This window comes from Vibrio sp. 2092, assembly GCF_033339635.1.
Classification (GTDB): domain Bacteria; phylum Pseudomonadota; class Gammaproteobacteria; order Enterobacterales; family Vibrionaceae; genus Vibrio; species Vibrio alginolyticus.
The window spans coordinates 1-25,395 of sequence record NZ_JAWOUY010000018.1 but is presented as its reverse complement, the minus strand read 5'-3'; the positions used below and the strand labels follow the sequence as shown (position 1 = coordinate 25,395).

General features: G+C 53.4%; 27 protein-coding genes. 9 read left to right on the top strand and 18 right to left on the bottom strand.

Going from position 1 to position 25,395, the window contains the following annotated elements; all coding sequences use genetic code 11:
* Entirely contained in the window at nucleotides 1-1,272 is a 1,272-nt protein-coding gene (locus R7P80_RS23010) for an MFS transporter (RefSeq protein ID WP_065800143.1), read from the top strand.
* 246 nt (nucleotides 1,273-1,518) lie between these two features.
* Here the strand turns inward: R7P80_RS23010 and R7P80_RS23005 are convergent, their stop codons facing one another.
* The 9 genes from R7P80_RS23005 to R7P80_RS22965 form a co-directional block, all read right to left on the bottom strand.
* Nucleotides 1,519-2,946 carry a UvrD-helicase domain-containing protein gene (locus R7P80_RS23005; protein ID WP_343446996.1) on the bottom strand — a complete coding sequence of 476 codons (1,428 nt, stop codon included), beginning with the start codon at nucleotides 2,944-2,946 and terminating at the stop codon, nucleotides 1,519-1,521.
* An 8-nt stretch (nucleotides 2,947-2,954) separates the two neighbouring features.
* On the bottom strand, nucleotides 2,955-3,233 hold the full coding sequence (locus tag R7P80_RS23000; RefSeq protein WP_000101263.1) for a hypothetical protein: 279 nt from the start codon (nucleotides 3,231-3,233) through the stop codon (nucleotides 2,955-2,957).
* On the bottom strand, nucleotides 3,233-4,273 hold the full coding sequence (locus R7P80_RS22995; RefSeq protein WP_000101568.1) for a DNA-binding protein: 1,041 nt from the start codon (nucleotides 4,271-4,273) through the stop codon (nucleotides 3,233-3,235). The genes R7P80_RS23000 and R7P80_RS22995 overlap by 1 nt, the downstream gene beginning before the upstream one ends.
* Nucleotides 4,274-4,425: 152 nt before the next feature.
* Nucleotides 4,426-5,301, bottom strand: a complete 876-nt coding sequence (locus R7P80_RS22990) for a DNA replication terminus site-binding protein (protein ID WP_001097010.1) — start codon at nucleotides 5,299-5,301, stop codon at nucleotides 4,426-4,428.
* 316 nt (nucleotides 5,302-5,617) lie between these two features.
* Nucleotides 5,618-6,109: a hypothetical protein gene (locus tag R7P80_RS22985; RefSeq protein ID WP_000139717.1), complete on the bottom strand. Its 492-nt coding sequence runs from the start codon at nucleotides 6,107-6,109 to the stop codon at nucleotides 5,618-5,620.
* Nucleotides 6,106-6,975: a 3'-5' exonuclease gene (locus tag R7P80_RS22980; protein ID WP_000997323.1), complete on the bottom strand. Its 870-nt coding sequence runs from the start codon at nucleotides 6,973-6,975 to the stop codon at nucleotides 6,106-6,108. Before R7P80_RS22980 ends, R7P80_RS22985 begins: the two co-directional genes overlap by 4 nt.
* A 4-nt stretch (nucleotides 6,976-6,979) precedes the next feature.
* Complete coding sequence (locus R7P80_RS22975) at nucleotides 6,980-7,990, bottom strand: tyrosine-type recombinase/integrase (RefSeq protein ID WP_000543934.1); 1,011 nt, start codon at nucleotides 7,988-7,990, stop codon at nucleotides 6,980-6,982.
* A gap of 2 nt (nucleotides 7,991-7,992) precedes the next feature.
* On the bottom strand, nucleotides 7,993-8,529 hold the full coding sequence (locus R7P80_RS22970) for a hypothetical protein (RefSeq protein WP_000949433.1): 537 nt from the start codon (nucleotides 8,527-8,529) through the stop codon (nucleotides 7,993-7,995).
* 298 nt (nucleotides 8,530-8,827) lie between these two features.
* Entirely contained in the window at nucleotides 8,828-9,109 is a 282-nt protein-coding gene (locus R7P80_RS22965) for a hypothetical protein (protein ID WP_000575657.1), read from the bottom strand.
* Between the two features lie 201 nt (nucleotides 9,110-9,310).
* Between R7P80_RS22965 and R7P80_RS22960 the strand changes: the two genes are divergently transcribed.
* Nucleotides 9,311-9,973 (top strand): hypothetical protein, encoded by a 663-nt coding sequence (locus R7P80_RS22960; protein ID WP_015063586.1) that lies wholly within the window; start codon nucleotides 9,311-9,313, stop codon nucleotides 9,971-9,973.
* Between the two features lie 15 nt (nucleotides 9,974-9,988).
* Here R7P80_RS22960 and R7P80_RS22955 read toward each other — a convergent pair whose 3' ends face one another.
* The 7 genes from R7P80_RS22955 to R7P80_RS22915 form a co-directional block, all read right to left on the bottom strand.
* Nucleotides 9,989-10,411 carry a hypothetical protein gene (locus R7P80_RS22955; RefSeq protein ID WP_002210564.1) on the bottom strand — a complete coding sequence of 141 codons (423 nt, stop codon included), beginning with the start codon at nucleotides 10,409-10,411 and terminating at the stop codon, nucleotides 9,989-9,991.
* A gap of 200 nt (nucleotides 10,412-10,611) precedes the next feature.
* Nucleotides 10,612-11,034 carry a hypothetical protein gene (locus R7P80_RS22950; protein WP_001165345.1) on the bottom strand — a complete coding sequence of 141 codons (423 nt, stop codon included), beginning with the start codon at nucleotides 11,032-11,034 and terminating at the stop codon, nucleotides 10,612-10,614.
* The gene (locus R7P80_RS22945) at nucleotides 11,024-15,277 is read right to left on the bottom strand and encodes an RHS repeat-associated core domain-containing protein (protein ID WP_001257735.1); all 4,254 of its coding nucleotides are present in this window, start codon (nucleotides 15,275-15,277) and stop codon (nucleotides 11,024-11,026) included. Before R7P80_RS22945 ends, R7P80_RS22950 begins: the two co-directional genes overlap by 11 nt.
* Before the next feature lie 132 nt (nucleotides 15,278-15,409).
* A complete protein-coding gene (locus R7P80_RS22940; RefSeq protein ID WP_000988731.1) occupies nucleotides 15,410-16,135 on the bottom strand; it encodes a hypothetical protein in 726 nt (241 codons plus the stop codon).
* Between the two features lie 113 nt (nucleotides 16,136-16,248).
* On the bottom strand, nucleotides 16,249-16,623 hold the full coding sequence (locus tag R7P80_RS22935; protein ID WP_000868820.1) for a hypothetical protein: 375 nt from the start codon (nucleotides 16,621-16,623) through the stop codon (nucleotides 16,249-16,251).
* Between the two features lie 642 nt (nucleotides 16,624-17,265).
* On the bottom strand, nucleotides 17,266-18,270 hold the full coding sequence (locus R7P80_RS22920; protein WP_000427623.1) for an IS110-like element IS4321 family transposase: 1,005 nt from the start codon (nucleotides 18,268-18,270) through the stop codon (nucleotides 17,266-17,268).
* A 99-nt stretch (nucleotides 18,271-18,369) separates the two neighbouring features.
* Complete coding sequence (locus R7P80_RS22915) at nucleotides 18,370-18,804, bottom strand: mercury resistance transcriptional regulator MerR (protein ID WP_000414383.1); 435 nt, start codon at nucleotides 18,802-18,804, stop codon at nucleotides 18,370-18,372.
* A gap of 71 nt (nucleotides 18,805-18,875) precedes the next feature.
* On the opposite strand from R7P80_RS22915, the gene R7P80_RS22910 reads away from it, so the two are divergent.
* The 7 genes from R7P80_RS22910 (at nucleotide 18,876) to R7P80_RS22880 (ending at nucleotide 23,623) form a co-directional block, all read left to right on the top strand.
* Nucleotides 18,876-19,226, top strand: coding sequence for a mercuric transport protein MerT (locus R7P80_RS22910; protein WP_001294666.1), 351 nt, complete (start codon nucleotides 18,876-18,878; stop codon nucleotides 19,224-19,226).
* A 15-nt stretch (nucleotides 19,227-19,241) separates the two neighbouring features.
* Nucleotides 19,242-19,517, top strand: coding sequence for a mercury resistance system periplasmic binding protein MerP (gene merP, locus R7P80_RS22905; RefSeq protein ID WP_000732290.1), 276 nt, complete (start codon nucleotides 19,242-19,244; stop codon nucleotides 19,515-19,517).
* Nucleotides 19,518-19,588: 71 nt separating this feature from the next.
* Nucleotides 19,589-21,274, top strand: coding sequence for a mercury(II) reductase (gene merA, locus R7P80_RS22900; RefSeq protein WP_000149288.1), 1,686 nt, complete (start codon nucleotides 19,589-19,591; stop codon nucleotides 21,272-21,274).
* A 14-nt stretch (nucleotides 21,275-21,288) separates the two neighbouring features.
* Nucleotides 21,289-21,927 carry an organomercurial lyase MerB gene (merB, locus tag R7P80_RS22895; RefSeq protein ID WP_000761850.1) on the top strand — a complete coding sequence of 213 codons (639 nt, stop codon included), beginning with the start codon at nucleotides 21,289-21,291 and terminating at the stop codon, nucleotides 21,925-21,927.
* A gap of 111 nt (nucleotides 21,928-22,038) precedes the next feature.
* Nucleotides 22,039-22,404 (top strand): mercury resistance co-regulator MerD, encoded by a 366-nt coding sequence (gene merD / locus R7P80_RS22890; protein ID WP_000995361.1) that lies wholly within the window; start codon nucleotides 22,039-22,041, stop codon nucleotides 22,402-22,404.
* The gene (gene merE / locus R7P80_RS22885) at nucleotides 22,401-22,637 is read left to right on the top strand and encodes a broad-spectrum mercury transporter MerE (protein WP_001087810.1); all 237 of its coding nucleotides are present in this window, start codon (nucleotides 22,401-22,403) and stop codon (nucleotides 22,635-22,637) included. The genes merD and merE overlap by 4 nt, the downstream gene beginning before the upstream one ends.
* Nucleotides 22,634-23,623 (top strand): DUF3330 domain-containing protein, encoded by a 990-nt coding sequence (locus tag R7P80_RS22880; RefSeq protein ID WP_001276635.1) that lies wholly within the window; start codon nucleotides 22,634-22,636, stop codon nucleotides 23,621-23,623. Before merE ends, R7P80_RS22880 begins: the two co-directional genes overlap by 4 nt.
* A gap of 32 nt (nucleotides 23,624-23,655) precedes the next feature.
* Here the strand turns inward: R7P80_RS22880 and R7P80_RS22870 are convergent, their stop codons facing one another.
* Nucleotides 23,656-23,961 (bottom strand): PadR family transcriptional regulator, encoded by a 306-nt coding sequence (locus tag R7P80_RS22870; RefSeq protein ID WP_000130000.1) that lies wholly within the window; start codon nucleotides 23,959-23,961, stop codon nucleotides 23,656-23,658.
* 10 nt (nucleotides 23,962-23,971) lie between these two features.
* On the bottom strand, nucleotides 23,972-25,177 hold the full coding sequence (gene chrA, locus R7P80_RS22865; RefSeq protein WP_000184001.1) for a chromate efflux transporter: 1,206 nt from the start codon (nucleotides 25,175-25,177) through the stop codon (nucleotides 23,972-23,974).
* Nucleotides 25,178-25,395: the final 218 nt, after the last annotated feature.

Genomic DNA, 25,395 nt, shown 5'->3' with positions numbered 1-25,395 from the left:
ATGTTGAATCAGGCAGCGTCTGAACCTACTCGGGATCTTTCTGACCGCGATACATGTGGTCAAAGTGACCCCGGTCCCGATTGGCCGTTAAGGTTTTGGGCTATTTTTATTGGGCAGGCGCTTTCTCTGTGTGGATCGGCCCTGACTCAGTTTGTGCTGCTATGGTGGATCACGGATACCACCGGCAGTGTCAGTGCGTTGGCTATTGCAGGTATTGTGGCTTTACTGCCACAAGCCTTGCTTAGTCCTCTGGGTGGAGTACTTGCAGACCGTTACAGCCGCCGACTTTTGATGATCATTCCTGATGTTGTCAGCGCGATATGCATGGTGGTGCTCATCGTGCTGTTTAATACCGAAAGTATCGAAATATGGCATATCTGGGTGATGTTGGGGATCCGCAGTGCGATGCAAGCATTTCAGGCACCAGCTGCGGCGGCGAGCACATATATGCTAGTCCCCAAAAGTTTCTTGATGCGAGCCGCTGGACTTAATCAGGCTTTACAAAGCATGACAGTGGTCATTGCAGCGCCGCTGGGGGCCCTTGCTATAAGTGTCATGCCAATCGGCTGGGCCCTATCTATAGATGTGTTCACTGCACTTTGTGCTGTGATACCACTGTTGATATTCGCAATTCCTCAGAGTCGTGCAGTCCGTAAGGCTGATACAAGTATGGTCAGTGAGTTCAAAGAAGGTATTGATACCATTCGCAACACGCCGGGACTAGCCCGATTATTCCTGCTGCTGGCGACGACGGTGCTTGTGATTATGCCGTCATTTACATTATTACCGCTGTTGGTTAAACAATATTTTGGCGGCGGCGCTAATCAAGTGGCTTTGATGGAGGGCTTGTCGGGTGTAGGGATGGTCTTGGGTGGCTTAGCTGTTGCTGCTATGCAATTAAAAACCCCTATTTACTGGATTCTGGCAGGGTTTGCTACGTCTTGTTTTGCCGTCGCATTAACGGCACTGGTTCCATCCAGCCTATTTGGCGTTGCCGTTGCGTGGTGGGTCATCAGTGGTGTGTGTTTTGTTTTCGGTAGTGCGCCTCTGACGGCATTGTTGCAGACCATCATCCCAAATTATCTTCAAGGGCGTGTTTTGTCCATTATGAACTCGATGATGAGCCTTGCGGCTCCCATTGGGTTGTTGCTGATAACACCTCTGGGAGAAATTTTTGATGTCAGAGCTATTTTTCTTGTAGCGGGGATTTTAGGCGGATTAGTCAGTGTAAGTGGCTTCTTTTCGCCAAAGTTACTGAAACTTGGACGTTGAACTTAGTTAAATTCAACAGTGCGGATGCAGCTCGAATAGGTACTTTCTAGTCGATATGTTCATCCGCATATGTTCGCCTTAATCTCAATAGTTAATTATTAGAAACGATGAAACTGAGCAGAGTTATCAAGAATGTCGGCTCTATAGCCGAAAGAAGACCATTAACAAGAAGGAATTGTAATCGCCGCTTTTGGCACAAAGCCACGCTCCGACGAAGTGGTACTTTCCGTGAAAGTGGTGGTGCGATTAATTTGCAACACGTGGTAAGGAGCGGTTGCAATGAGGTGGTAAAGTAAATGCAATTAACCAGTAGAGCAGGTTTATTTCATCGTCACGGGCCATTGGGTCGAGCTCTGGGTCCAGGACATCCGGAAAGTCGTCATAGAGCTGAACAAAGTCCCACTCCAACCCTTTGCACCGATGAGCTGTTGAGACCGTAATGTCAGCCCCAAACTCTTCTTTGACTGTATTGCGTCGTAGAGTGGTGAGTCGTTCAGGGATTTCATCGTAGCTGTTGATGATCTTGACAGCCCTCATCATCTCAGGGTCTTTGGTCGCCTTCGCTACTTCTTGATACTCGAAGTAGTCTTCATACTCATCAAGCAGTTTCTTATTCTTTACCCGGTCTGGCTCTGCCATCGAAAACCAGTACAAATCCTGGAGCTCATTGATCTGGTAAGCGTCGATTCCACCGACCCAGAATACCTGCGCTCCGGATTCGGTCGCAGAGAGCGCCGTCTCTATAACCCCCATGACGGTTCGGTGAAGTATTGCGCGGTGGCCCACGTCACCTGGTAAAAACATGAGTACCTGATCTGCTGGTCCCCGGCCAACAACAGGTCGTGTTTCACCTTTGAGTTCAAGAAGGGCGTTTGCCACCAGCGAAACGTTGGGGCCAAAGCGGAAGCTATGAGTGAGATAGAGTTGGTCGGCGTTCATGAGCTCTTTGCTATCAAGGGCGTTGTTTGCGCCTCTGAACCTATAGATCTGCTGGTGGCGATCTCCAACCAGGATTACCTTGCAGTTCTGCTGTAGGACGATGCTACTTGTTACGGGGTTAGCGTCTTGTGCCTCATCAAAAAGAATGGTGGTGTACCGGCGAGACAGATTCGGCATCCCGAGCTGATACTGTTTGAGGTAGCAATCGTGTACGGTCGGGAACGGATCTTGAACGTTTGTCATCCGTTTCCATATGAGCTCAGCACCTTCGACCACCTGGATTTGGTATCTCTCCTGTTTGGACGTAAGCACTTTACCCGTATCGGCGCGAGCAAAATGCGTATAAAGAATCCGCATGTCTGCACTACACATAAAGGCGTTGAGCGTATCGAGAATATCTTTGGCAAACGTCCAGTTCTTGGTATTCACCGCTTGGGCAATATCGGTGAGCCTTAGGTTGCCGGAGAGTTTGTGCTGGTAGCCCCTTCCTATAGTGGCGTAGGCAAGCTGGTGGGACGTTTTGCAGTCTACGTTTGCAGGAAACTTTTCTCTTGCCTCGTCGCGGATAGCCCTGTTGTATGCCAAGTAGAGGATACGTGAATCGAGGTTGTTGTGGGCGTACTTCACCAGTGTCGTGGTTTTACCCGTTCCAGCGTAGGCCTTAACGACAAGGCGAGGCCCTTTGTACTGAGTGATCAGTGATTGTTCTGGTGTGTCAGGAGGAAGTTGTTTCATGAGGCCCCCTACGACAAACACATCTGGAGAGTGATGCGCTTCTTTTGTGTCGAGAGGAACGTACTGATCCGCTTTTCTTCTCGGGGGAGGGATACTTCACAATCCAGATCTGTCCACCAGTCTGGGGCTTTACCTTGAGCCACCTCCGTAACCCAACTATGGAGACGGTGTAACCAGCGATAGTCGCCAATAGATGAGGTGGCTAGTGTCATAGCCTCCTCAATCTTGGTTTGAAGAGCCGCAGCTCTGTGTCGCCACTCTTCTGAATATTTAGCCTTTCGCGCCATCAGTTTTCCTCTTTCTTTTTCCCTCCCTTACCAGCTTTAGCGAGCTCTTGCTCCAACCCAGAAATTTTGGTCAGTGCATCATTGAGTCTTTGTTCGAGGCTCTTGGCCTGCTGGTCTTTTTCCTGCAACTGACCAGCCATCATGCCTTTGTCTTGAACAAGAGCGCGAGCTTCTGCTTCGGCGCTGGATAATTTGGCGTCCAGCTTTTCTACCTCTCCAGATAGGCGCTGGCACTCTCGTTCAGCGGATTCGCCATGAGCTTTGGCTGTGGCAAGGGAGTCCTGTGATTGGGCCAGTTTGGCCTGTACATTTTCGAGCTGCTCTTTCAACGATGTTTTTTGTTCCTGAGCGGCCCGGAGCTTTTCTGTCTGCTCTATACTCTTGCCTTTTTGCTCCTCCAACTCACCCTCTGTAGTTGCCAATTTTTGGCTCAAAGAGCGATTTTCGCTTTTAGCTTGCTCCAGGTGATCCTGTGCTCGGGTCAGATCTGCGGCTTTCGCCTCCAGCTTGCCCTCCAACTCAACGATCCGCTTTTCCAGCTTATCAATGTCAGCCAGTGAGCGTTCTAGCTCCGCAGACTTGAGGGATAGCGAGTTTTCTGCCTTACCAAGGGCCGCATCGAGCTCTGATTTTTTGTTGGTGAGAGCTTCAAGTTGTTCTTCCAGTAGCTCAGCCCGTTCGGTGGCATCATTTGCCATGTCCACGGCTTGCTGCATATCTTCCTGGTACTCAATTTCTTTCTGTCGTAGCAGTTCACGCTCGCGCTCAAGCTGTTCATCGGCGCTTGCTTTGGCTACCGTATAGATCTTCTGTAGGAAGAGCTCAGCATCGCTCATAACCGATTCTGGAAGGACTACCTCTACCAGCTCTTCATCGAGGGAGTGTTCCTCTGACCACTGTTTGAGATACGTTGAAATGGTGGTAAAGCTCCCCTTGCCAATGATGTCTCTGATAGCGATGACCGTTGGGCGTTTACCGGCGTCCTTGAGCTTTTGGGCCGCAGCCGCTACATCGTCAAACTCAACCAATTTTCTTGCCATGAGAACGTTCCTTTTAATTTGTAATGTTTACGATAATTACGATAATACGGTAATTATCATAATTATATATCATGCTGCTGTCGATTGGAATTGTTTGTGTGGGACAAAGCCCTTCCGGCTGCGGAAAAGCCTTGTTACGCGGTCACGCTGATTCATCCAGGGAAGGATTCGATAGTGACTCCACCGAAGGTGCCAAGGATTTCCGATGCCGCTTTATCAGATCGAGTTTTGCGTTGTTCTGAGGCGTCAAAGTTACGAAGCAATTTGAGCTGAACATCCTTATCCTGGAGCACGATCAGGGGCATTGGCGCGGTAACGGTTTTGAGTACCCCTGCGGCCATGACGTTTGCCACCGGTTGAACCTTTACTTCCCTTCGCTCCCGGAGATAAGGCTCCGGGGTGCTGGCGATCTTCTGGATAAGCTGCTCCAGGGGAAGTTGATAGTCTGGCCCAGATCGCTCCAGCTCCTCTCTGATGCGTTGCAAAAGCTCCTCTTTTACGGGCTTCTTCAAGGAGTCCTTCCGTTGCCAGGTGAAGCGGATAGAGTCGATGTCGCCATTGGTATAGCACCGAATTTGTCTGTAAAGGTGGAGAGTCATGACACCAGGGCAGTCCGCTCGAAGTGCTTCAAACCTCTCTTGCCTGGTGGGGTACGTCGAGATAATGAACTCCTCGATACCAGCTTTGGCCGCGTTGATGCGTTCAACCGTCGCCGCAATTTCGTCAGCTACACCAATCCTGGAAGGGGAGAACCAGAGTACCCCCACGGTGCGCCTGGCAGACTTCTGCGAATAGTCTGGGTTGATGTGAAGATCTCTGTAGCTGTGCGCTGCCAGCTCAAGAGCTTCGCGCCCAGTTTGTTCAGTTACGACAATCTTGTTGACGGGCTCGTTCTCCATTCCTTTTCCGGTAGGAGGGATGGCCGCAACTTTTGCGTACCGTGGCGGTAGTCGTTTGATAAGAGAGGACAGGTTCGTTAAGTCGCGGCACATGGCCGAGAATTGTTCTGATATGAAGTTTTTAGCCATGCTGCCGCCTATGTGTGGGTTTGTTCTAACAGTTCATTGGTTACATAGTAGACAGATTTAGACCATCATGCAATGAGGGGGAGGGGCAAGAATACGCCTCCGCTTCGCGTCGGCGGGTGCCCTGTTTGACCTTCGTGTGTGAGATTAGATTGAGAAAGAGAGAGAAAAAGAGAGAAAGAAGAAAAGCGCGGGGCAAGCCAGAAATGTGGCTGAGGGGGACTGCTGGGGTGGGGCTGGCACCCTCTATACCCCACTTTGCATGATGGTCTAACTTTGTGGTTATAGGACGACTTTTAGGGTGCCTAGATTTGCTCGATTAGGACAAATTTCGGTCCATCCACGCTGATTGGCGTAGCAGCGCGATGGCATCAGAAGGGGTAACTTTCCATGCGTTGGAAAGCTGGCGAACTGCGAAGACTGCGAGCTCCATTCGGTCGTCATCATTGATGAAATTCTGGAGCTGGTTTCCTCGCTCACTAAGGATGATCGCAACACCGGCCTTGCCGTTGTTGTAAACCGCAAAGCTCTTATTCTTCGCGTCGCCGTGATAGGAACCCTCAGCCTTGCTACGCAAACCAAAGAGAACGCTGCAAAACGCCGTCAGTTCGCCGCGAGTGAGCTGCACCGTGATCTTGCTTTTCCAGTCTGGGCTGGACCCCGATGCCCTGATCGGCGCAATCTCGATGCTGACCGTAGGATATTCACCTCTGGTTAGCGTGTGTTGCACATTCAGGCCGGTGCGTTTCGCGGGGTCCTTCTGCCAGTCTGAGAAAAATTTGAGGCTTTCGCCGTAGGATTGTTCTGTCATTCCAAATTACCTTTGCTTTGAAGCTCCTGGAGCTGGACCACGAGGTCACGTTGGACTTTGGCTATCTCTGTCACCAAGTCGGCGGTGGCAATAGCGTCGGTCGCTGCTGAATGGGCTCGACCTTTCCAGCTCACACCTGCCTCGCAGGTGGCATCCGCAAGTGAGATTGTGCCGTGCCGGTTGGTTGAGCCAAAGGCATCAGCCGCCAGCTTCATCGCGCACAGACAGTTCTGCTCTTGCCACCAAGAGAGTTGGTCTCCAAATGCACTGGCTGTTTGCCTCAACATCCTACTGTCGAAACTGGAGTTAAATATCACCAGATGACGGCCCGACAAAAGCCGGGCGAGAGCTGGCGCAACTTGAGTCCACGTAGGCTCATTCGACAGCTCAGTCTCGGTGATGCCATGAACACCCATTGCCTGAGGGTCTATTTCCACGGTTGGCCGTAATCTGGTGCAGAGGAGAACCGCGCCTCTGATGTCAGTAACAGCCAGCTCGATCACCTGGTCTCTTTCACCAAGTCCGGTCGTCTCGGTATCGAGAACCAGAGGTTCCAGAGCGACCCACCTTTGTGCCATGACAGAGGCCTTTGCCAGGTTGCTACGCATTCTTGCCTTGACCGAAAGGATGGATTGCGCCCTTATTTGCTTTTGTGATGCCGGTGAACAACCCCTTCTCCGCATTGGTTGGCAATCTGCTATCCGGTACACTCCAAATTGGCCACCATACCCGTTTTTGTAGAACGAAACTGGCTCTACTCCTGGCTTAGGCTTCATCCGAAATTCGTCCCTGAGCCGTCCTTTTGAAAAGCACCTATCGGCTTTCATGGCTTCGGCTCTGGCAAGTTCGAGTTCTTCATCATTCATGCTGTTAATCCGCTATATCGAGGCGTTGGCTCGCTCTCTTCAAACGCTCATCGCCGCGTCTGTCATATTTCTGGGTAGTTGCAATGCTTGAGTGGCCCATTGCGTCCTTCACGGTCACAATATCCTCACCGTTATCCAGCATCGAGGAGGCAAAGGTGCGTCGCAGGTCATGGGGCGCAAACATCTCCAGACCGGCTTCAACTCTTCTGGTCTCCAAGATGTGGTAGATGGCCTGATCCGACATCCGCTCTCCAGTCACATCATCAAACCGCCTGATCCTCGGGAATAAAGGCCCTTCATGCGTTCCTCGAACCTCTTCAACCCACTTATCCAGTCTTTTCCATGCGCCACCAGGCACATACGCCATTCTCTCTTTGTTGCCCTTGCCAAGAACCTTGAGAGCGCGGTCCTTGTAGATCATGCTTCCCATGTCCAGCGCAACGATTTCCGAGCGGCGCAAGCCACACCCGAGGAGCACCCCGAGAATGGCCGCATCCCGAAGCCCTTTGGCGCTTGAATCACTTTCACATGTGAAAAAGAGGCTGCGAATCTCATGGCGTTCAAGTGCCCGCCCTTTAGGAAGTCGAGATCCACGTACTGAACGGACTTGCTTAATGTGCTGGAAGCTATCCGTATCAATTTGCTTCATCGTCCAGGCTTCAAGAGCCACCCCTTTGAGCGCTGACAGGTAGGTGTTGATCGTTGCCGGAGCCTTCCCTGCATCCCCCAGCATTTCCAGCACCGCCAATATGTGGTGCCGCCTCATTGAGCTCCATGCACAGTCACGAAGGTTCTGAAACCCGATCATCTTGGCGACAATGTTGAGGAATGAGCTCATGGTCTGCCTGCTTCGCTTTGACCCGAGGCTCACCAGATAGGCGACGGCGGGGTTGTCCTGGATGTTCCGGAGCGAGCTCGATGACGGCAACAGTTCACCGCGAATGCTTTGTTCTGCCGGAACATTTACTTTCGCATGTGAAACTAGCTCTTCCTTGTCATTGTTTGTGTCGTGCAAAGTCACCTCCTAAGCCCGACCGCAACGAGAAGAAAATCCCATATTTTGAGGTGAAGAGGTAGTTCCTCCTCCATATGTTGCGTTTCGTAGCTTTGCATCAGTGGTTCAAACTTGGTTGGATTGCACAGCAATTCGTAAACTGTTCGGTTGGGCTTGGTGATCGGCTTATTCGGAGTGAATCCATGTTTGTTCTGGAGGTACAGCGCTACCGCGCCACTTCTGGATTCTCCGTAATAGCAATGAACGAAGATCTGATCGATACCGCTACCAACCAATCCATCCAGGAAGGTGGACAGCTTTTCAGCCTGGGATGAGTCAATGTAAGAGGCGTAATTCATCCGGAACGCTGCCTTCATCGTGTGGATGGTGTTCTCAGAATAGCCGCCGTCATAGAAGCTATCGCGGTACAACTGCCCCCACTGTCCGAGAGCGGCAGGGGACTTGTCTGGGTCAGTTATGGAGATCATGGCCGCACCGGGAACCGGCTCCAGTCTTTCGGCCTCCGCTTGACTAATGAAAAAGACTTTTTTGCTAAGCATGCCCCATCATCCCCTTACAAGGATGTGTTGCGAGTAGCTCATGCGCCTGACTTTGCCCCTCTTGAGTATCTACAGGAGCGGTCGTATACACACCTCCATGCCGCAAGTCCACAATACTGGTCCGACAGCAAGAACCTACGTTCTGAACTTTATTGTCCGAATCCAAACCAGCAAAAGTATGGCACGGTCCAGGGAATGGTTTCCTGCAAATAGAGCAGCGCTCAAAGTTCTTATCGAGGATTCTCTTTAAAACTTTCTCAAATTTGTTTTTGTTTAACATCGAGTTCTCCACACAAAGTTACTGGCCGAGCATCCCAGCCAAGGTGGTCTGCTGGCCTTCGCTACAAGGTGCAAATCCGGCAAAAGCACCGGCATTAACCTTGAGCTCATCAAAGCGTCCATCGGTGTCCCGGTAGTACACCTTACGTTTTCCAATTCCACCTTCGAGGTTTGCGGCCAACCAGGCGATCACTGCATCAGCATCGTTCGTAACTGATGCTCCCTGATCCAGATCGATAAGTACCAGGTGGGTGTCCGTCTGGAGTGCCACTTCAAAGGTCGCTCTTACATCAAAAATCACTGGTCGCGCTCCTTGTAAAAAGTGGGCATTCAGCACCACCTATCCTATTCCAAAAACTCTACTTTTTCAAAGATACATTTTAATAAGTAGAACAACAGCAAGAAGAACTTAAATTTATTTACCGTAATTATCATAATTACGGTAATACGGTAATTTTACAGATTTAGATGGAATGGTATAAGATGTCTCGCTGGAACATACTTGCTGAAAAAACGCTTAACAACGATAGTGAAAACATCATGTACAGGTGCGAGAGATAATATGTATAAGAGCCTTGAAGATCTGATGGCGGGTATTTACGAGATGGCAGCGCCAGATGGCATCATCTGTAACGAGGTTTCCAAATTCCTTGCGGCCAACCAGGTCAAGCCGGAAGACATAAGCTCTGGGATCTGGTTTTTCCTGTGGCTGAAATCAGCTCCCAAGGATGCGAAGCCAATCCAAAAAGAAATCCCCGGATTTGGAGTTGTTCTCAACATGCCGACTTATGGCGGAACGCTCAACGAAGCAATCACAGGGTTGATCGAGAACGAGTGCCGTCAAATAGAGCTCGCTGAGGGACATCCGAGCCTTGAGGCTTGGGTTGAATCAGTATTAGCCGGTCGAGATGACGGAGAGGAAAATGAAGCTGCGGCCAATATCGTGGATCTGCTTAATGGGTGTCACGACCTACTGGATACAGCAATAATCAATTACCTTTTTAAGGTGGGAAAAATCAACGAGCAAGAGATTTTGTCGCTCATCTATTATGGAGAGCTATGTGACCACTCTCTTGTCGGTACGCCTTTTTCAACGTTACATATCCCGAGTGAAAATAACGTCCACGAACGTAACATCATCCCCATTAAAAAAGGAGCCAGTTAGGCTCCTTTTTGTTACTCAGGGTTTGCTTTGAGAAACAACTTCATTCCAAGTATGCAGCACCTTCGATAGGTGCTGATGCTTTCTGGTGAAGTCCTTATCATCCAAGAGTGCTTTAAATGGCGCGTTCAGGTCACTGCATGTGACGTTCTTGCCGATCACAGACAGGGTATCCTGGAGTGATCCACCAGCAGCATCAAGCCCCATTCTATCGACGGTCTCACTACTCACCATTGCCTGGACAACATTGGTGAATGCCTTTGAGTTGAGCTGCTCAACGCTCAGGGCTGTATTGCATTTCTGCTCAACCGCTTGCTTGTACTGGATGGTGTACTTTGCAGTGATAGGTGACATGGTGTTCATCGCAAGTATGTATGCGTCTACCTCACTGGTCGGTAATGTCGCGGCGTAGACTGACGAGCATGATGCGGCTGCGGCCATTATCAAAGTTATTACCTTCTTATTCTTCATTTCTCTGAAATCCCCCTTTAAAATATGGAGCTACAACTCATTTGTACCAATCATAATACTATTGATTTCCAAAAGTATCTCTCTCTACTGACTCTATGATGGCTCGCCTTCCAAACACTTGGCCGCTGGCGTCGGTTAGCTAGACTAACACCAGCGTATTCAATGAATAACTAGCCAAAAACCTTTATCAATTCTTTAATTGTTCTGGCAGACTCCATTTCCTCCATAATCTTTTCAATTCCGACGCCGGAATCCAAATTACTTCTGTACTTTTTAGCCAAATCACAAAGTTCAGATTTTAACTCCTTGCAATCCAGATTAGAGATAAGAACAGCATTGAAATTAGCCTTAAACAGTCGAGAACCATACATCACAATTTCTACAGGCCAGTACCAGAATGGACTTAGCGGCTTGTAGCTCGCAACCTCGTCTATTTTGTAGTGACGACCTTCCGAATCATAAATGTCCATCAGCTCAAAATAACCGTTCCTCAAAGACTGAATAGTACATTTCCCGAACTCGGATTCTGATGCCACTACGAAGAGCGACCTTTTCTTGCTGCTCACAAGCAGCGCTGGAAATTCAATTTGCACAACCGCATCCCTCATCATTTATTGAATCAGCTAAACCACCACTAACAGGAGAGGCTTGAGCTACTTTTGCCCATTCAGGCGTCCCGTGCCACCAACGACCAAATGCGCTATATGGGGTAGGTCCATTGCCGTGAATGTTTTGGTGAATATCTCTTGGAATGGACTTCAAGTTCCAAGGATGGTTTTTTATTGAGTCAGGAACATATTTGCCAAACTTGCCATTTCTCTGAATAGCCCAATGGTGAAGCTCATTACCTCGTGGAACCCCTTGAACTTTCCTTACTCTGGGTGAGACATTGCTCCATTTTTGGCTTAATTTGAACCACGATTTACCGGAGCTGGCATGTCTGAAAACTCCTGACGCCCAGCCGCCACCTATAGCCCCAATCGCTCCGGCGATTCCAACTTTTGACCAACTAACACATTTCCAACTCCCATTATTTTCGATTAGTTGGCTAAGTAGCTCCAACCCAGCTCCAATACCTGCACCAACAAACGCAAATTCACCCGTCGGGTCGGTATTGGACATAGGGTTTCCATGCACATACCCGTAGGTGTTTACTCCATCGATCAGGCCAAGAGGGTCGCTGGTAATGTACCGCCCGGTCGCTGGGTCGTAGTAACGCCGCCAGTTGTAGTGGAACCCGGTCTCCGCGTCGTAATACTGTCCTGGGAATCGCAGGTTGAAGGTTGGCCCCTGGATGATGATGCTGGCCTTACCGAACGGGCTGTAGCTCGCCTTCCAAACGACTTGGCCGCTGACGTCGGTCAGTGCCTTCGGGGTGCCCAGGTGATCGACGTGGACTTGGTAGGTCTGTCCTGACTGAACAAAGCCCAAGGGTGTCCCATCGAGCCAGATGTACTCCGCCAGCACGTCTCCAGTGGCCGCGTCCAGCTCCTCGATGAGGTTTCCTGCCAGGTCGTAAACCAGCAGCCGGGTATGCCCGTTTAGGGTCTTGGTTACACGCTGATCCAGATGGTTGTATGTGTAGCTTACAGTCACTCCCGCGACCGTTGCGGCCACCAGCCGGTTCTGGCTGTCATAGGTGAAGGTATCCGCCCCCTGCTTCGTCAGGTTGCCATTGGCGTCATAGCTTCTGGAGGTTTGCCCGGCCTTCACCAACCAGTTGTTCATGTAGTTGATGGTGTAGCTTTGGCTCAGGCCATCGGTCGTGATCGAGGTCCTGTTGCCGGTGGCGTCATAGCCATAGCCCAAAACGCCATAGATCCCCTCAGCAGAGGTGATGCGGCCAACCGCGTCATAACCGAGTGACTGATTGACTGATGAGCTGAGATTGTCGTCTATGGCTGAAATCAACGAGTCTGGCGTGTACCGATAGACCAGCGAATGCACCCTAGCAGCGTCGATGCCGGTGACACGGTAATCGAGATCCAGAGTGCGGCTTTCTGAAATGCCGTTCCCTCTGACCATACTGGTGACGGGGCCAAAGGGCGCTCGCTCAATCTGGCTTGCCAGGTTTGTTGTGGTGCCTGCTTGTGTCGTTGTCACCTCGATGACGTCACCGGCTGAGTCACGGGTGTAGGAGACCTCACGGCCACTGGGATACGTGATCTTCGTGACGAGGCCTGCACCATCGTATTGGTACTGGGTAGTCAGGCTCTGCCCGTGGGTTTCCCAGGTTTCGTAAGCCAGCCATCCTTCGGGGGTGTAGCCAAATCTCCGGACACCGTTGCCATCATCGACTGAGGTCAAGCGGCCTATGCCGTATGGTGAGGTTGCTTCGTCGTACCCGTACAGAATTGGCGATTCGCCAGCGACATCGCTGGAGGTTTCGATGATCCGGTTCAGCGCGTCATAGCTGTAGCTTGTGGTTTGCCCCTTGGCCGTTTTGCGCGTTGCCACGTTACCGGCTTCGTCATAGGTAATGTCGGTGGTGCCGGTGTCCGGGCTCCGGACCTGGGTCACTTCGCCAAAGCCGTTGTAGCTGTAGTAGGTCAGGCGCGAACGAGGGTCGGAGACACGGTAAACATCGCCGGTATCCTTGTAGAGCACCTGCGTGACCTTCCCGAGGGGATCGGTCGTTTGTGTCCGGTGATGGAAGCCGTCGTACTTGTAGGAGTGTGTGTTACCAGAGGGACTGGTCTCCTGTATCAGGTTTGCCACCACATCGTAGGAAAACGATGACTGATTGCTATAGGCGTCGGAGACACTGGAGAGCCAGCCGATTTCGTTGAAGATCCGGCGCTCTATCCAACGGGTCTGGCCCAGCGCATCGAGCAGTCGCTCTTCTACTGGGTTCCCGAGGTCATTGAGCTCAAGCTCGCGCCGGTTGCCCTGTGCATCTGTTTCCGCCACCAGCCGATGTGCAGCGTCGTACTCATAGCTGACGGTTGCACCATTTGGCTTGGTCAGCGAACTCAGGAGGCCCACAGCATCATAGTTGTAGACCGTGGTTCCTTCTGGCCCAGTGGAGCTGACAAGTCTTCCTCTGGCGTCATAGGTGAGGGTTTGGGTTACACCATTGACACCCTGAATGGTCCCGGCGCGACCGTTCGCGTCGTAGTCACCAAACTGCGTCACCTGCCCCAGCGCGTTCGTTGTCCGGATCAGGTTGCCCTGGTCATCGTAGTCAAATGTCGTAACATCGCTGACGTCGGTGCGCGGACCATCAACCGAGGCCAACAGGCTCGGCTTTCCTGTACCAACAGGGGCATAGGTGTAGGTCCATGTCCGGGAAGCGCCCGAGCTGCGATCAGTGACCTTGCGGCTTATCACCCGGAGATGAGTGTCGTAGGTGAGCTCAGTGATCCTGGTTGGTTCTGTGATTTTTGCCGGGAGCGACTTGGAAGGAAGCCAGTCGGTCGTAACCTTACCCCCGTCCTGGTCTATCTGGGTGGTTTCCAATCCCCGGTCGTTATGGGTGAACGTGCGCTTCTGCCCAGCGCGGTCAGTAATGCTGGAGACGAGGCCTTTGCTGTCGTAGACGTAGGTTTCCTTGCCGCCCACAAAGCCGGTACACGGCGCACCCTCAACCACATCAGGCTTGAGCATCCCATTGTGGCGACTGTAGGTGTATCGCTGAACGTGGCCGAGGGCATTGGTGACAGAGACGCTTCCGTCAGCGTTGTAGCTTACCTGAGTTTTCTCTGCGCCCCCGGCGTGTTCGCTTAGAACCGCTCTCCCCTGAGTATCATATCCCCATGTGGCGAAACGGTTGCCGTTCTCGTCCACCAGCCCAGAGAGCAAACCCGGTGCATTCGGGTCATCGTAGAGATAGCTGCGGCTCGTATTGTCCTGGTAGATCACTTCCGCCAGCTTGCCAGCGCTGTTGTACTGGTACTGAATACTGCCACCAGCAGGATCGGTGACACTGACCATGCGGCCATCTTGATACTGGAACTGGATGGTGCGGCCAAAGCCGTCAGTGATCGAGGATAGCTCTCCGTTCAGATAGCTCAGGGTGATGTGATTGCCGTTGGGCTTCTCGATGCCGGTCAGTCGTCCGGTTTCATCATAGGCCTCGACTACCCCGTCAGATTGAGTGTAGCGCCAGCCGGTAGCATCCTTCGTCAAGGTATCATCGGTTTTCCATGTTGGCACCCAGACAGAGGACGAGTTGTAGAACGCGAGTTGTTGCCCTTCTGGCCGGTGCAGGACAACCATGTTCTCACCGTACTTCGAGGCGTTGACCTCGACGCTCCGCGAGTAGGTATGCCGCCAGCCGCCGAGCTCTTCATCAGGAAGGTGGCTATTGTAGTATCTGGTGAATGTGAAAGGGTCGGAGCCTCCGCTTTGATAATCCAGTTCAGCCTGGAACTTGTTGCCGGTGCCAAGATGGATAGGGTTCCCTACACACATGGTCGTTGTTGGTAAGCCGAGATCCCTGTCCAGGAACGGTGTTTTATCCATCTCACCCGGCAGAACATAGGTTGAGCGCCAGTAGACCGTAGCTGGGTCGCCAGTGCAGGTAGTGGGGTCATAATCGCCAGTAGCACCTAGATACTTAAAACAGATCCTGGAGACATAACGGCCATCACCATAACTGGCAACCGGATAAAGCGCATCCCCAACTGGCGTTCCCTTCCCTTGCTCCTCACCAGAGCGATAATTCTTCATGAAGGAATGCGCGTCTATGATGGTGTTGAAGCGCATTTTGTCTACTTCGGTGCTCACGGCTACAACCCGCCATTGTGCAAAAGCAACGCATGGCAAAGTTGCGAGCACCACAACGGCCAATGACCGCAGGTTTCGCATCAGTAAAAGGGAAGGTCTCGATCTCATTTACAGCTCCAGTTTTTATGCTGGAGCTATTTTCAGGTGGGAGAGTCGTTATCAACGACTGCGTTATTGCCCTTTTAGGGTATGAATACGTGATTTGGAGAGGTTGTGTATTCAGAACAAATGAGAAGCAGGTTACTCATTTCGCTCAAACACTGTGACAAGAACACGTTTTTGGTTGTCGTCGTTGATCACCATCAGGTACTTGAACTTGGAATCTCTATGGCCCCAGACTTCCACGTTATCTACGCGGCCATACTTTCTGGCTTTATGGCGAGCCACTTTCTCGTCAAAGGGCTGAACCTGTAACTCTGGATGCTGGAGGCGGCCAACAAGTGAGGCCCACGGTTTTTTAGGGTCTCCAGAGGTTATCCGGGCCTGATACTGATCGATGGCATGTTGAGTAACCAGGACGGGGCCAATGGCAGGTGTAGATATTTCGTCATGGGTCTGGGTATAGGCTTGCTTGTCCACATCGAGGAGCTCAATGTTGCCCTCTCCCGGCTCATCCATAAACTCCATGCTCTGCGAGACTTCAATAGTAGCGCCCTTTAAACGCCCAGTGAGGCAAGCCGCAAACTTGAAAGCAAAAGCCTTGGTGGATTTGCCCAGCGCCAGCTTCTTGATTGCACCTTTGGATACCACCAGCTTGTAACCAGCACCAGCACCTGGCTCTCTGCAAAAAACCTGTTTGTCCAGCGCCAGATAGCGAATGGCTACGAGCTCAGCCAAAAGATCCGCTTCTTCGTGGTCAAAATCAATATGGACATCAAGGATGCCTTTCCGTTTTGTACCAACGCGCCAGAATACAAGGGCTGAATTATTTGAAGTTTTCTTCGAGACGGTAGTCAATGTCATCATGGTCTATTTCTCCATTGTCGGGATAATGGTCGGCATCGCCGCCAGCCCCCCTATTCGTTTGGGTTCATTTAGATGCTATCACGGGTTTTAAAAATGCAACCCCTAGTGTCACTCTATTTATGGTCCCATGTATTTTTATAAGCTCGGGCTAGGCGTTTCTCGATCACTTCTGACAAACTGCAACCATCGACTTCTGACAACCGCTTCAAAATCCTGTGGGCTTTATCGCTTATAGTTATGCTTTTACCAACACCATATCCCCTTCTGCGACGTTGCCTAATTGATGTCCCGAGTTTATTGATTTGCTCTGCTGTCAGGTATTTATTAATCCATTCAGTGAGTTCTGATGGTGATCGCCCTATGCTGTTCAGGCTGTCCACGGCTTCAAGTTTCTTATCGAATGGGACGTCACGCCAGAAAGCTGGGCGCGAAGCAGCTCTGAGGAGATAGATCGCCGTAGCCTGAGCATCTTCATTGGATACTTTCAAAAAATCACCTTTTCCGTTACATGTCACACTTACCTTATCGTGACATGTAACACCTCAAACTGCAAGTATAAAAAAAGGCCAGCTATTGCTGGCCTTTACGTTCATTGTCGCAGTTACTCTTTAGGCGTTGTGATGCTTTTTTTCCTTCTGTTTCTCATGGTAGAGATACAGACTGCCGCCAGTGACGACAGTGAAAAAAATGAGCAACCCCAACATGCCTAATGTGAAAGCGTCCATTTGACCCCCTTAGGAATTGCTGACCTTGGTTAAGATTATACCATAGATCCACAGGATAACCCCAATGACCAACACCAAACCGGCTTCTTTGACGGTTATAGTGTCCCCAGATACAGCCAATCCTACAAGGGGTCGTCTCAGAAAACGGAATCTATGGTCACTCCCGTTTTTGCAACACCGATTTTGACGACAAGTTGGCTTGCTTGAATCTATCCGGCGTCTGAATGGGATTTTATTCCCGCGCCTCGATGAGTTCCGCGCCTGATGAACCTCCAGAAAATATACGGCTTCAATGAGCCTTTCCGTTTTACAGGTTCCTCAACAGGCCGGTGGGCCGTTAGTATCATCAATATCAGTATTCGCAAAACCAGATCAGTAATTCTTTAAACCGGTGTATTTCTGCCGTTATGCTACATAAGTTTGCTGTCGTGCCGTTAGGGCCCAGGCTATTCTGGCCAGCTTGTTTGCCAGAGCACAAGTGACGACAAAGTTGCTTTTCCGGCACAGTAAATCCCTGACCCAATCGGCCAATTTGCCAGACTGGTGTTCCAGTTTTTGTATGAATACCCTGGCACATTGAACCAACAAAGTTCGGATCTTTTTATTACCTCGCTTACTAATTCCCAGCAATGTCGTCCTACCTCCCGTGCTGTACTGCCGAGGTACAAGCCCTGTTGCCGCCGCAAAGTCACGGCTGCTGGCGTACTGCTTCCCGTCGCCAATCTCAGTTGAAATAGTACTCGCTGTCAGTGTTCCGACGCAGGGAATGCTCAGCAAGCGCTGTCCAACCTCATCTTCGTCCAACTTTCGTTTCAACTGGGATTCCAAATCTTTAATCTGCTCAACAAGATAGTGATAATGCTGTTGTAATTTCAGCAATAACTGGCTGAGGTAAAGAGGCAAACTATTATCCTCAAGAATGGTACTCAGTCGGCTAATAACGGCAGCTCCTCGGGGAACGCTAATGCCAAATTCCAGCAGAAAAGCATGCATTTGATTGGTTGTTTTTACCTTATCCTGAACCAGGGATTCACGGACACGATGCAGAGCCCGCATTGCCTGCTGAGATTCCGTTCTGGGCTGCACAAAACGCATAGACGGACGCGATGCAGCTTCACAAATAGCTTCGGCGTCGACAAAGTCGTTTTTATTGCTTTTAACGAACGGGCGGACAAATTGTGGTGATATCAGCTTTGGGGAATGCCCCAACTCTTCCAACTTGCGTGCCATAAAGTGAGAACCGCCACAGGCTTCCATTGCGATGGTTGTAGCGGGGCATGTCGCCAAAAATTCGATCAACTTTGGCCGGGTAAATTTTTTACGGTAAACAGCCTTCCCGCGACGATCCTGGCAATGAATATGGAAAGAGTTTTTACCCAGATCGATACCAATGAGCGCAATGTTTTCCATGATAGTTCTCCGAATGAAAGCCTGTCCTCAGCATAGTACCGGGAAGGAGGGAGTGACCATCTCATTAAATAAAGCACGCTAAGGCGTAACTACCCTCGGCTACACCGCGTCGGCACCACGCGGCTCTTTCTCCCCTTGCAGCGAAGCAATCAGCGGGCAAGAAACGTTCCCTTGCCGCGCATGGCAGGCGAACACAAGTTCGGATAGCACGGTTTCCATGCGCGCCAGGTCGGTCATTTTTTCGCGCACGTCCTGAAGCTTGTGCTCGGCCAGGCTGCTGGCTTCCTCGCAGTGGGTGCCGTCATCCAGCCTCAGCAGCTCTGCGATCTCGTCGAGGCTGAATCCGAGCCGCTGGGCTGATTTCACGAAGCGCACCCGCGTCACATCCGCCTCGCCATAGCGGCGGATGCTGCCATAGGGCTTGTCCGGCTCCGGCAACAAGCCCTTGCGCTGATAGAACCGGATTGTTTCCACGTTGACCCCGGCCGCCTTGGCGAAAACGCCAATAGTCAGATTCTCCAAATTTTTTTCCATATCGCTTGACTCCGTACATTGGTACGGAAGTAAGCTTAAGCTATCCAATCCAGATTTGAAAGGACAAGCGTATGTCTGAACCTCAAAACGGGCGCGGGGCGCTCTTCACTGGCGGGCTAGCCGCCATCCTCGCCTCGGCTTGCTGCCTGGGGCCGCTGGTTCTGATCGCCCTGGGGTTCAGCGGCGCTTGGATCGGCAACTTGACGGTGTTGGAACCTTATCGCCCGATCTTCATCGGCGCGGCGTTGGTGGCGCTGTTTTTCGCCTGGCGGCGCATCTACCGACCGGCGCAAGCCTGCAAACCAGGGGATGTGTGTGCGATTCCCCAAGTGCGCGCTACTTACAAGCTCATTTTCTGGGTCGTGGCCGCGCTGGTTCTGGTCGCGCTCGGATTTCCCTACGTCATGCCATTTTTCTATTAATCACAGGAGTTCATCATGAAAAAACTGTTTGCCTCTCTCGCCATCGCTGCCGTTGTTGCCCCCGTGTGGGCCGCCACCCAGACCGTCACGCTGTCCGTACCGGGCATGACCTGCTCCGCTTGTCCGATCACCGTTAAGAAGGCGATTTCCAAGGTCGAAGGCGTCAGCAAAGTTAACGTGACCTTCGAGACACGCGAAGCGGTTGTCACCTTCGATGATGCCAAGACCAGCGTGCAGAAGCTGACCAAGGCCACCGAAGACGCGGGCTATCCGTCCAGCGTCAAGAAGTGAGGCACTGAAAACGGCAGCGCAGCACATCTGACGCCCTTGTCTGCTACCACAAACGAAAAAGGATCTGTCGCATGACCCATCTAAAAATCACCGGCATGACCTGCGACTCGTGCGCGGCGCACGTCAAGGAAGCGCTGGAAAAAGTACCCGGCGTCCAATCTGCCATAGTGTCCTATGCCAAGGGCGCGGCCCAGCTCGCCCTTGATCCAGGCACAGCGCCGGACGCACTGACCGCCGCCGTGGCTGGCCTGGGCTACAAAGCGATGCTCGCCGATGCCCCGCCGACCGACAACCGCACTGGGCTGTTCGACAAGGTGCGCGGCTGGATGGGTGCCGCCGACAAGGGCAGCGGCGGCGAGCGCCCGTTGCAAGTCGCCGTGATCGGCAGCGGTGGAGCCGCGATGGCGGCAGCACTGAAGGCCGTCGAGCAAGGCGCGCAGGTCACGCTGATTGAGCGCGGCACCATCGGCGGCACCTGCGTCAACGTCGGTTGTGTGCCGTCCAAGATCATGATCCGCGCCGCCCACATCGCCCATCTGCGCCGGGAAAGCCCATTCGACGGCGGCATGCCACCCACACCGCCGACGATCTTGCGCGAGCGGCTGCTGGCCCAGCAGCAGGCCCGTGTCGAAGAACTCCGTCATGCCAAGTACGAAGGCATCCTGGACGGCAATTCAGCCATCACCGTTCTGCACGGTGAAGCGCGTTTCAAGGACGACCAGAGCCTTATCGTTAGTTTGAACGAGGGTGGTGAGCGCGTCGTGATGTTCGACCGCTGCCTGGTCGCCACGGGTGCCAGTCCGGCCATGCCGCCGATTCCGGGCCTGAAAGAGTCACCCTACTGGACTTCGACCGAGGCCTTGGTCAGCGACACCATTCCCGAACGCCTAGCCGTGATCGGCTCGTCGGTGGTCGCGCTGGAACTGGCGCAAGCCTTCGCCCGGCTGGGCAGCCAGGTCACGATCCTAGCTCGCAACACGCTGTTCTTCCGCGACGACCCGTCCATCGGCGAGGCCGTCACAGCGGCCTTCCGTGCCGAAGGGATCAAGGTACTGGAACACACGCAAGCCAGCCAGGTCGCGCATGTGAACGGCGAATTCGTGCTGACCACGGGACACGGTGAAGTACGTGCCGACAAGCTGCTGGTCGCTACCGGACGGACACCGAACACGCGCAGCCTGGCACTCGACGCGGCGGGAGTCACCGTCAATGCGCAGGGTGCCATCGTCATCGACAAGGGCATGCGCACCAGCACGCCACACATTTACGCGGCCGGCGACTGCACGGACCAGCCACAATTCGTCTATGTGGCGGCAGCGGCCGGCACCCGTGCCGCGATCAACATGACCGGAGGGGATGCTGCCATCAATCTAACCGCGATGCCGGCCGTGGTGTTCACCGATCCGCAAGTAGCAACCGTGGGCTACAGCGAAGCGGAAGCGCATCACGACGGGATCGAAACCGACAGTCGCACGCTCACGCTCGACAACGTGCCGCGTGCGCTTGCCAACTTCGACACACGCGGCTTTATCAAGCTGGTCATCGAGGAAGGTAGCGGACGGCTCATCGGCGTGCAGGTCGTCGCCCCGGAAGCCGGCGAATTGATCCAGACGGCTGTTCTCGCCATTCGCAACCGCATGACGGTGCAGGAACTGGCCGACCAGTTGTTCCCCTACCTGACGATGGTCGAGGGGCTGAAGCTCGCGGCGCAGACCTTCACCAAGGATGTCAAACAATTGTCCTGCTGCGCAGGATGAAAGGAGATGGAACCATGAAGCTCGCCCCATATATTTTAGAACGTCTCACTTCGGTCAATCGTACCAATGGTACTGCGGATCTCTTGGTCCCGCTACTGCGGGAACTCGCCAAGGGGCGTCCGGTTTCACGAACGACACTTGCCGGGATTCTCGACTGGCCCGCTGAGCGAGTGGCCGCCGTACTCGAACAGGCCACCAGTACCGAATATGACAAAGATGGGAACATCATCGGCTACGGCCTCACCTTGCGCGAGACTTCGTATGTCTTTGAAATTGACGACCGCCGTCTGTATGCCTGGTGCGCGCTGGACACCTTGATATTTCCGGCGCTGATCGGCCGTACAGCTCGCGTCTCATCGCATTGCGCTGCAACCGGAGCACCCGTTTCACTCACGGTTTCACCCAGCGAGATACAGGCTGTCGAACCTGCCGGCATGGCGGTGTCCTTGGTATTGCCGCAGGAAGCAGCCGACGTTCGTCAGTCCTTCTGTTGCCATGTACATTTCTTTGCATCTGTCCCGACGGCGGAAGACTGGGCCTCCAAGCATCAAGGATTGGAAGGATTGGCGATCGTCAGTGTCCACGAGGCTTTCGGCTTGGGCCAGGAGTTTAATCGACATCTGTTGCAGACCATGTCATCTAGGACACCGTGATCGGATATCGACCCAATGTTCTACGGCACCGGCATCGGATTCGCAGCGCGCGGATTGAACTCGGCGAAACGGTATATGCATTGCCGTGAACCGACCAAAAGGAGGTGTTCGATGAACGCCTACACGGTGTCCCGGCTGGCCCTTGATGCCGGGGTGAGCGTGCATATCGTGCGCGACTACCTGCTGCGCGGATTGCTGCGGCCAGTCGCCTGCACCACGGGTGGCTACGGCCTGTTCGATGACGCCGCCTTGCAGCGACTGTGCTTCGTGCGGGCCGCCTTCGAGGCGGGCATCGGCCTCGGCGCATTGGCGCGGCTGTGCCGGGCGCTGGATGCGGCGAACTGCGATGAAACTGCCGCGCAGCTTGCTGTGCTGCGTCAGTTCGTCGAACGCCGGCGCGAAGCGTTGGCCAATCTGGAAGTGCAGTTGGCCGCCATGCCGACCGCGCCGGCACAGCATGCGGAGAGTTTGCCATGAACAGCCCCGAGCGCATGCCGGCCGAGACACACAAGCCGTTCACCGGCTACCTGTGGGGTGCGCTGGCGGTGCTCACCTGTCCCTGTCATTTGCCGATTCTCGCCATTGTGCTGGCCGGCACGACGGCCGGCGCGTTCATCGGCGAGCACTGGGGTATTGCAGCCCTCACGCTGACCGGCTTGTTTGTCCTGTCTGTGACGCGGCTGCTGCGGGCCTTCAGAGGTCGATCATGAGCGCTTCCCAGCCAATTGAATGGACAGTGGCGCAACTGGCGCAGGCGGTCGAGCGCGGGCAGCTTGAGCTGCACTACCAGCCGATTGTCGATTTGCGCAGTGAGCAGATTGTCGGCGCGGAAGCCCTGTTGCGCTGGCGTCATCCGACGCTCGGACTGTTGCCGCCGGGCCAGTTCCTGCCCGTGATCGAATCGTCCGGCCTGATGCCGGAAATCGGCGCATGGGTGCTGGGCGCAGCCTGCCGTCAAATGCGCGACTGGCGGGTGCTGGCATGGCAACCGTTCCGGCTGGCCGTCAATGTTTCGGCGAGCCAAGTGGGGCCAGATTTCGACAAGTGGGTAAAGGGCGTGCTGGCCGATGCCGGGTTGCCCGCCGCGTATCTTGAAATTGAGCTGACCGAATCGGTTGCGTTCGGTGATCCGGCGATCTTCCCCGCCCTGGAAGCTTTGCGACAGATCGGTGTGCGCTTCGCCGCCGACGACTTCGGCACCGGCTATTCCTGCCTGCAACACCTGAAATGCTGCCCCATCAGCACGCTCAAGATCGACCAATCGTTTGTCGCCGGACTCGCCAACGACCACCGCGACCAGACCATCGTGCGCACCGTGATTCAGCTTGCGCATGGGCTTGGCATGGAAGTAGTGGCCGAAGGCGTGGAAACATCGGCGAGTCTTGATTTGTTGCGACAAGCGGACTGCGACACAGGACAAGGCTTCCTGTTCGCCAAGCCGATGCCGGCGGCGGCATTCGCCGTCTTCGTCAGTCAATGGAGGGGTGCCACCATGAATGCAAATGATCCGACTGCCACCAGTTGCTGCGTGTGCTGCAAGGAAATCCCGCTCGATGCCGCCTTCACCCCGGAAGGCGCGGAATACGTCGAGCACTTCTGCGGGCTGGAGTGCTATCAGCGCTTCCAGGCGCGCGCCAAGACCGGGAGCGAAACCGATGCCGATCCGAACGCCTGCGACTCATCACTGTCAGACTGAGGCATAGCTCAACCTGACATAGAAGCAAAAACTCAACCACCTTCTACCAACTCTCCGAACAGCTCCTTGACCTTTGTTTTCGCATCAGCAAGTGCAGTTCTGCCTTGTTCAGTGATGTCATAAACACGCCGTTCACGTCGCCCGGTGCGTTCGTGGCGTGAGGTCAGATAGCCTTTTTTTTCCAGGCCGTGCAGCATCGGGTACACGGTGCCAGCGCTCATCTCGTAGCCGTGTCGGCGTAGCTCTTCGATGATCCCCAGCCCAAAGACAGGTTCCTCGGCTGCATGGTGAAGGATGTGCAGGCGGATCAAACCGCCGTAGAGGTCTTTGTCAGTCATTTTTTGTGCCTCACAGAGCGACGCTCAACAGCCACCCAGCTGCACCGCTACCGAGGACAACCAGCCACGGCGGGAGCTTCCAGAACATAAGTGCGACAAGGGCAACTAATGCCAAGCCGAAGTCTTGCGGCTGAAAGATGGCGCTAGTCCATACAGGCTGATACAGCGCGGCCAGCAGCAAGCCGACTACAGCGGCATTGATCCCGGCCAGCGCAGCTTGGATGCCTGTATTGCGGCGCAAACGCTCCCAAAATGGCATTGATCCGACGACCAGCAAGAACGAGGGCGCGAAGATAGCCAGCAGACACACAATGCCGCCGATCCAGCCCGACGGGGCGGTGTTCATCGAGGCACCAAGAAACGCGGCGAACGTGAACAAAGGGCCGGGCACCGCTTGAGCTGCCCCGTACCCCGCGAGAAAGGATTCATTGTTGACCCAGCCGGAGGGCACCACTTCGGCTTGCAGTAATGGCAGCACAACGTGACCACCGCCGAACACCAGTGATCCGACACGATAGAAGGAATCCACCATTGCCATGGTTTGACTTGGCATCAGTTCGGCCAACACCGGCAGGCCAATCAGCAAGACAAAGAACAGCGAGAGCCAAAGCACGCCGGCCCGGTGACTGACCGTGATAGGTAGGGGGTCATGCTCAACAACTTTCGCTGGCTTGAACAATAACCGGCCTGCGATGCCTGCGATAGCAATCACGCCAACCTGTCCCCACGCGGACGGCACAAGTAAAACGACGCAGGTAGCAATTGCCATGATGGTGACTCGCAGCCCATCCGTGCATAGGTTACGCGCCATGCCCCATACTGCTTGAGCGACCACGGCCACAGCCACCACTTTTAAGCCATGCAACGCGCCCTGCGAGACGTAATCGCCATAGCTGGAGATGCCGAGCGCAAAAAGGATCAAGGCTATGGCAGACGGCAGCGTGAAGCCAGCCCAAGCAGCCAGCGCCCCGCTGTATCCAGCCCGAGACAGTCCTACCGCTATGCCGACCTGGCTGCTTGCAGGCCCTGGCAAGAACTGACAAAGCGCGACCAAGTCAGCATAGCTCCGTTCGGAGAGCCAGCGCCGCCGTGTGACAAATTCGGCGCGGAAGTAGCCCAAGTGCGCAATGGGGCCGCCAAAAGATGTCAATCCAAGCCGCAGAAAAATAAGAAAGACCGACCATGGTCTGCTGTCATCGGTAGGGTTATTCGTCATACTTTCGCCTTCATGATCTGCAACGAGTTGATCAATAATAAGCGAAATTCGATAACGAAATTCGATATAAATCTAGAAAAAAATACCTCTATGTGTACTACGCAGTTTTAGCTGTGGCTTTCACAGGAGCACGCTTACTTACGGCTTAGCGTGCTTTATTTAATGAGATGGTCACTCCCTCCTTCCCAGTACTATGCTGAGGACAGGCTTTCATTCGG

Excerpts from the sequence above, each read along its gene's own strand:
- R7P80_RS23010 (WP_065800143.1), top strand. The coding sequence starts at position 1 with ATGTTGAATCAGGCAGCGTCTGAACCTACTCGGGATCTTTCTGACCGC.
- R7P80_RS23005 (WP_343446996.1), bottom strand. The coding sequence starts at position 2,946 with ATGAAACAACTTCCTCCTGACACACCAGAACAATCACTGATCACTCAG.
- R7P80_RS23000 (WP_000101263.1), bottom strand. The coding sequence starts at position 3,233 with ATGGCGCGAAAGGCTAAATATTCAGAAGAGTGGCGACACAGAGCTGCG.
- R7P80_RS22995 (WP_000101568.1), bottom strand. The coding sequence starts at position 4,273 with ATGGCAAGAAAATTGGTTGAGTTTGACGATGTAGCGGCTGCGGCCCAA.
- R7P80_RS22990 (WP_001097010.1), bottom strand. The coding sequence starts at position 5,301 with ATGGCTAAAAACTTCATATCAGAACAATTCTCGGCCATGTGCCGCGAC.
- R7P80_RS22985 (WP_000139717.1), bottom strand. The coding sequence starts at position 6,109 with ATGACAGAACAATCCTACGGCGAAAGCCTCAAATTTTTCTCAGACTGG.
- R7P80_RS22980 (WP_000997323.1), bottom strand. The coding sequence starts at position 6,975 with ATGAATGATGAAGAACTCGAACTTGCCAGAGCCGAAGCCATGAAAGCC.
- R7P80_RS22970 (WP_000949433.1), bottom strand. The coding sequence starts at position 8,529 with ATGCTTAGCAAAAAAGTCTTTTTCATTAGTCAAGCGGAGGCCGAAAGA.
- R7P80_RS22955 (WP_002210564.1), bottom strand. The coding sequence starts at position 10,411 with ATGGCCGCAGCCGCATCATGCTCGTCAGTCTACGCCGCGACATTACCG.
- R7P80_RS22945 (WP_001257735.1), bottom strand. The coding sequence starts at position 15,277 with ATGAGATCGAGACCTTCCCTTTTACTGATGCGAAACCTGCGGTCATTG.
- R7P80_RS22940 (WP_000988731.1), bottom strand. The coding sequence starts at position 16,135 with ATGATGACATTGACTACCGTCTCGAAGAAAACTTCAAATAATTCAGCC.
- R7P80_RS22920 (WP_000427623.1), bottom strand. The coding sequence starts at position 18,270 with ATGGAAAACATTGCGCTCATTGGTATCGATCTGGGTAAAAACTCTTTC.
- R7P80_RS22915 (WP_000414383.1), bottom strand. The coding sequence starts at position 18,804 with ATGGAAAAAAATTTGGAGAATCTGACTATTGGCGTTTTCGCCAAGGCG.
- R7P80_RS22910 (WP_001294666.1), top strand. The coding sequence starts at position 18,876 with ATGTCTGAACCTCAAAACGGGCGCGGGGCGCTCTTCACTGGCGGGCTA.
- merP (WP_000732290.1), top strand. The coding sequence starts at position 19,242 with ATGAAAAAACTGTTTGCCTCTCTCGCCATCGCTGCCGTTGTTGCCCCC.
- merA (WP_000149288.1), top strand. The coding sequence starts at position 19,589 with ATGACCCATCTAAAAATCACCGGCATGACCTGCGACTCGTGCGCGGCG.
- merB (WP_000761850.1), top strand. The coding sequence starts at position 21,289 with ATGAAGCTCGCCCCATATATTTTAGAACGTCTCACTTCGGTCAATCGT.
- merD (WP_000995361.1), top strand. The coding sequence starts at position 22,039 with ATGAACGCCTACACGGTGTCCCGGCTGGCCCTTGATGCCGGGGTGAGC.
- merE (WP_001087810.1), top strand. The coding sequence starts at position 22,401 with ATGAACAGCCCCGAGCGCATGCCGGCCGAGACACACAAGCCGTTCACC.
- R7P80_RS22880 (WP_001276635.1), top strand. The coding sequence starts at position 22,634 with ATGAGCGCTTCCCAGCCAATTGAATGGACAGTGGCGCAACTGGCGCAG.
- R7P80_RS22870 (WP_000130000.1), bottom strand. The coding sequence starts at position 23,961 with ATGACTGACAAAGACCTCTACGGCGGTTTGATCCGCCTGCACATCCTT.
- chrA (WP_000184001.1), bottom strand. The coding sequence starts at position 25,177 with ATGACGAATAACCCTACCGATGACAGCAGACCATGGTCGGTCTTTCTT.